The organism is Nocardia amamiensis (assembly GCF_015477605.1).
GTDB lineage: Bacteria > Actinomycetota > Actinomycetes > Mycobacteriales > Mycobacteriaceae > Nocardia > Nocardia amamiensis_A.
This window is the reverse complement of the sequence record NZ_JADLQX010000094.1, coordinates 1-5,026: the sequence shown is the minus strand read 5'-3', so window position 1 is coordinate 5,026 and position 5,026 is coordinate 1. Positions and strand designations below refer to the sequence as shown.

At 64.4% G+C, this 5,026-nt stretch carries 6 protein-coding genes; all 6 read left to right on the top strand.

All coding sequences use genetic code 11. The features are described 5' to 3' along the window. Positions 1–16 precede the first annotated feature (16 nt). Positions 17–580, top strand: a complete 564-nt coding sequence (locus IU459_RS40275; RefSeq protein WP_369123107.1) for a DDE-type integrase/transposase/recombinase — start codon at positions 17–19, stop codon at positions 578–580. Then, a complete protein-coding gene (locus IU459_RS36590) occupies positions 486–764 on the top strand; it encodes an integrase core domain-containing protein (protein WP_369123106.1) in 279 nt (92 codons plus the stop codon). Before IU459_RS40275 ends, IU459_RS36590 begins: the two co-directional genes overlap by 95 nt. A gap of 84 nt (positions 765–848) precedes the next feature. Continuing rightward, positions 849–1,409, top strand: coding sequence for a class I SAM-dependent methyltransferase (locus IU459_RS36585; protein WP_324199170.1), 561 nt, complete (start codon positions 849–851; stop codon positions 1,407–1,409). A 235-nt stretch (positions 1,410–1,644) separates the two neighbouring features. Next, the gene (locus tag IU459_RS36580) at positions 1,645–3,351 is read left to right on the top strand and encodes an IS1634 family transposase (RefSeq protein WP_195134162.1); all 1,707 of its coding nucleotides are present in this window, start codon (positions 1,645–1,647) and stop codon (positions 3,349–3,351) included. Between the two features lie 204 nt (positions 3,352–3,555). Continuing rightward, entirely contained in the window at positions 3,556–4,221 is a 666-nt protein-coding gene (locus IU459_RS39105; protein ID WP_324199169.1) for a transposase domain-containing protein, read from the top strand. Then, complete coding sequence (locus tag IU459_RS39100) at positions 4,133–4,858, top strand: transposase (protein WP_228839025.1); 726 nt, start codon at positions 4,133–4,135, stop codon at positions 4,856–4,858. The genes IU459_RS39105 and IU459_RS39100 overlap by 89 nt, the downstream gene beginning before the upstream one ends. Positions 4,859–5,026 lie beyond the last annotated feature (168 nt).

The window sequence follows — 5,026 nt, the reverse complement described above, 5'->3', positions numbered from 1 at the left end:
CGGCACGCCCGAAGGAATGTATGGGCGCCGCAAGATGGCCCCGTATCTGCGCCGCCAAGGCCACCAGATCGGGATCGGCACCGTCGACCGACTCATGCGTGACGAAGGCCTGTCGGGCGTGGTCCGCTGCGGCAAACACCGCACCACGATCGCAGGGAAAGGCGCCGGTCATCGCCGCGCCCCGGACCTGGTCGACCGCGACTTCACCGCAGCCGAGCCAAATCGCAAGTGGGTCACCGACTTTACTTACGTGCCCACCTGGTCGGGGTTCGTATATGTGGCGTTCGTGATCGACTGCTTCTCCCGTTCCATCGTGGGATGGCAGCCCGCCACGATCAAGGACACCGTCATGGTCACCACCGCACTGAGGATGGCGCTGTGGCGGCGCGACCACGATGGTCACGCCGTCGACGAAGGACTGATCCATCACAGCGACGCGGGATCGCAACTCGATCAGGTTCGCGGAAACCCTTGCCGCCGAAGGAATCGCGGCCTCGATCGGCAGCATCGGCGATGCCTACGACAACGCCCTGGCGGAGTCGACGATCGGGCTGTTCAAGACCGAGGCCGTTGCCCGTGACAGCCCGTTCCTCACAGGGCCATTGCGGTCCTTCGACGACGTCGAGTTCGCGACGATGGAATGGGTCGACTGGTACAACAACCGGCGGCTGCACAGCCTGCTCGGCCACGTCCCACCCGCCGAGTACGAGGCCTCCTATTACGCTCAACAACAGCCATCCCAGCCGGTGATGACTCAACCATGAAGCCGGCCGGAAAGTCGGGGCGGTTCACAGAGCCATGCCGGGTGGTTGCATACTTGATCAGTGGGTTCCAGGTATGAGTCATTGGTGTTCGATGTCATTCCGTCCGGCTGTAGGCGGGCACTGGACGTGGGATGCGGCAATGGCGACCTCACCCGCGAGCTTCGCCAGCGGGGCATCCCTGAGATAGTCGGTATCGATCCGGACGAGCCGTGCATCGAGCGCTGCAAGACTCATCCCGCGGCCAGTGACATCAGCTATGTCGTCGGAGATGTACTCAGCGGCAATACGTTGGAGCTGGCGAGTTTCGATCTGGTGAGCGCCGTTGCCTCGCTGCATCACATGGACGCCCGCTCTGGGCTTGTTCGGCTTCGGGACTTGGTGGCCCCAGGCGGCGTCTTGGTTGTCGTTGGCCTGGCGAGACCTGACTTGCCCAAGGACATCCCCATTGAGGTAGTGGCGCAGATCGTCAGGCGGGTCCGGCCAATGCCGAAGAAATCCAGCAAAATGCCTGCGCCCCCGATTATCTGGCCACCACCGGAGCGGTACTCCACGATGCGGCGCCTGGCCGCCGAACTGCTCCCGGGCGTCCAATGGCGGCGGCATTTGTTGTGGCGATACTCCCTGCTGTGGAAGAACCTGACGTGATAGCCCGGTGGGCCACGAGATCGCATCCGTGCCGTGTCCACGGTTCCGCAGTCACTCCGGCGCGGACGGGTCTATGTCCCGCGTTCCGCAGAATTCGGGGGTTCTGGAGGGTGGTGAGGGGCTGAATCCGCAGGTCGCGGGGTCGGGAACGAGGGTTACGGGCTGAAATCGCCTAGAGACGCGATTTCTGTTTTCGGGTGGCTTGATCTGTGGTTTTGTCGTATCGTCTGGAGTCGTGTACGTGAAGACGACCAAGCGGGAGAACAAGTCCGGCGTGGTCAGGTATCTGCATCTGGCGCATAACGAGTGGGATCCGGTGAAGGGCCGGGCGGTGCCGAAGGTACTGTTCAGCTTCGGTCGGGAAGACGACCTCGACCGTGACGCGGTCAAACGCCTGGTGGCGTCGTTGTCGCGGCTGCTGGATCCGGCCGACGCGCTGGCGGTGGGCGCGGGCGGGGCCGAGCTGGCGTTCGTGTCCTCCAGGCCGTTCGGCGGCGCGTATACGCTCGATCATCTATGGCGATGGCTGGGCATAGATGCCATCGTCGCCGGGCTCGGGCAGCCCAAACGTGGTCGGCGCCGCGATGTTTCGGGCATCGAGCGCGTGTTGTTCGCCCTGGTCGCGAACCGGCCCCTGGCTCCGTCGTCGAAACTGGCTGCCGCGGACTGGATCTGTCACGACGTGCACATCGATGGGCTGCCCGAGGCCAGCGACGATGCCTGTTATCGGGCGATGGACTGGTTGCACGAGGTGAAAGACGAACTCGAACGCCAGGTGTTCGACCGGGTCGCGACCCTGCTGAACCTGGAGGTGGATCTGCTGTTCTTCGACACCACCTCCACGTATTTCGAGGTCGAAGACGCCGATGAGCCGATCGCCCGCGACCCGAAGGGATGCCCGGCACCCGACGGGGAACCCGACCCGGATGCCGTGGGATTCCGGACCTGGGGCAAGTCGAAGGATTCGCGAGATGACCTGCCGCAGATCGTGATCGGGATGGCCGTCACGAGGGACGGGATCCCGGTGCGCTGCTGGTGCTGGCCGGGCAACGCCAGCGATCAGGTGCTGATCCGGCAGGTGAAAGACGATATGCGGGACTGGACGCTGTCGAAGATCGTGTGGGTCACCGACCGCGGCTTCTCCTCGGCAGAGAACCGCCGCTACTTGCGTCAAGGCGACCACCACTACATCATCGGGGAGAAACTGCGCTCCGGGTCGGCGGAGGTCAAGGCGGCGATGTCACGGCAGGGCCGCTACCTCGACATCGCCGGGAACATGCGGGTCAAGGAAGTCCGCGTCAGCGACACCGAGCGGTTCGTGATCTGCTACAACCCCGAAGCCGCCGACCGCGACGCGGCCACCCGCGAGGCGCTCGTCACCGCGCTGCGCGAAATGATCGATGGCAGTGATGCATTGAGCGATTTCAAACGCGGTGAGCTGCGCGGCCGCATCGCCGGCAAGCCGGGATTGAACCGGTTTCTGCGTGTCACCGCTGGCGGGAAGCTGCGCGTGGATGCGGCGAAGATCAAGGCAGAAGCCAACTTCGACGGCAAGTACCTGCTCCGCAGCTCGGATCCGAAGCTGTCGAGCGAGGACATCGCGGTCGGTTACAAGCAGCTTCTCGAGGTGGAACGCGGCTGGCGTGACATGAAATCCGTCCTCGACCTGCGGCCGGTCTACCACCGGCTCGAAGAACGCATCCGCGCCCACGTCATCCTCTGCTGGCTGGCGTTGCTGCTGGTCCGCATCGCCGAAACCCGCACCCACACCACCTGGCCGGTCATCCGCCGCGACCTCGACCGCCTGCACATCGGCACCTTCACCGGCCCCGCCGGGACGTTCCGCCGCCTCACAGACCTGACCAAGCCACAACGCGACCTGCTCACCCGCCTCGGCGCCGCCGCACCCAAGCAGATCATCGAACTCACCCCAACCCCCTAATACCAATGCCGCTCACATAAGAAGGGTTTGGTCTGTTCGTCAAGTTGCGAACCGGCTGGTGGTGGTGATGCGGAGTCGGTTGTGTCGCTTGGCGTGTTGTGGGGATGGGAACAGCGGAACTCCGGTAGAGAAGGTTCGTCGACCAAGACAATCCTTCAAGCTGGAGTTCCGCTGTATGCTCGGTGTGTCATCAAACGTGAATCAGTGGTAGCCGCGGGTGCTTTCGCGCCGGGTCATCTGGGTGAGCTGACCAGGATCGTGCCGTTCGAGATGGTCGATGCGGCTCTGGAATCGACCCGGACGGTGCAGGCCAGGATCCGGGTGTTGCCGTCACGGGTGGTGGTATATCTGCTGCTGGCGGCGGTGTTGTTCGCTGAACTGGGGTATCGGCAGGTGTGGGCGCGGATGATCGCGGGCCTGGATTCGATCGTCGTGGCCGACCCGGTGTCCTCGGCGTTGGCCCAAGCCCGTCGCCGGATCGGGGTCGCACCGCTGCGGGAACTGTTCAACCTGGTCCGCGGCCCGGCCGCGGGAGCGTTGCGGTGGCGGGGCCTGCTGGTGTGCGCGATCGACGGCACCTCGATGTTCGTGCCCGACACCCGCGAGAACCTGACCGTCTACAGTCGCGCGGGCGGCGGCCACAGCGTTTCCGGGTATCCGATGCTGCGACTGCTGACCGTGGTCGCGTGTGGCACCCGTACCGTGATCGACGCGGTGTTCGGGACCGACCGCATCGGCGACCAGCTACGCGCCACGCCTGCTGGGATGCCTGCACAAGGGCATGCTGTTGCTGGCCGACCGCAACTTCGCGGTCGCCACGTTGATCGACCAGGTCGCCGGCAACGAAGCGGACCTGCTGTTGCGTTGTAAGACCAACCGGAAACTTCCGGTGATCCGCCGCTGCGGTGACAACTCGTGGCTCTCACGGATCGGCGCCACGACCGTACGAGTGATCGCCGCGACCATCGTTGTCCGCCAAGCCGGTGGGCCCCGCCGCAGCGAACGCTACCTGCTGATCACCACCCTGACCGACGAGGAACGTTACCCGGCAAGCGAACTGGTGGCCCTCTACCATGCCCGCTGGTCGATCGAAACCAGTTACCTGGAACTGAAATCCACCATCCTCGGCGAACGTGTGCTGCGCGCCCGCACTCCAGATGGCGTCGCCCAGGAGATCTACGCCCTGCTGGTCACCTACCAAGCCCTGCGCATCGCGATGTCCGACGCCACCACCAGCACCGGCGCCGCCGCCGACCGCGCCGGGTTCAGCATCGCTCTCAACACCGCCCGCGACCAGGTCGTCCTCGCCGCCGGAGTCATCACCGGCACCACCATCGACCTGATCGGCAAGATCGGTCGAGCCGTGCTCGACCACCTCCTACCCGCCCGCCGCCAGCGCAGCAGCCCCCGCATCGTCAAACGAGCGATCTCCAAACACCGCGCCAAAGGCGACGTCGACCGCAACACCTACAAGATTGAGATCGACGTCACCATCAACACCAGTTGACCCCAGCCCGACCAGCCTAAGTGAGCGGCCTTGGTACTAATCCTGGATCCGTGGATGGGGTGCTGGTCACAGTCGGTGTGTGAGATAGGGAAAATGCCTTTCGACCTGGGATGATCGTGGTTGTCGAGGCCAGGATCATGCAGGAATCGAGAGGCATTTTCAGTGAGA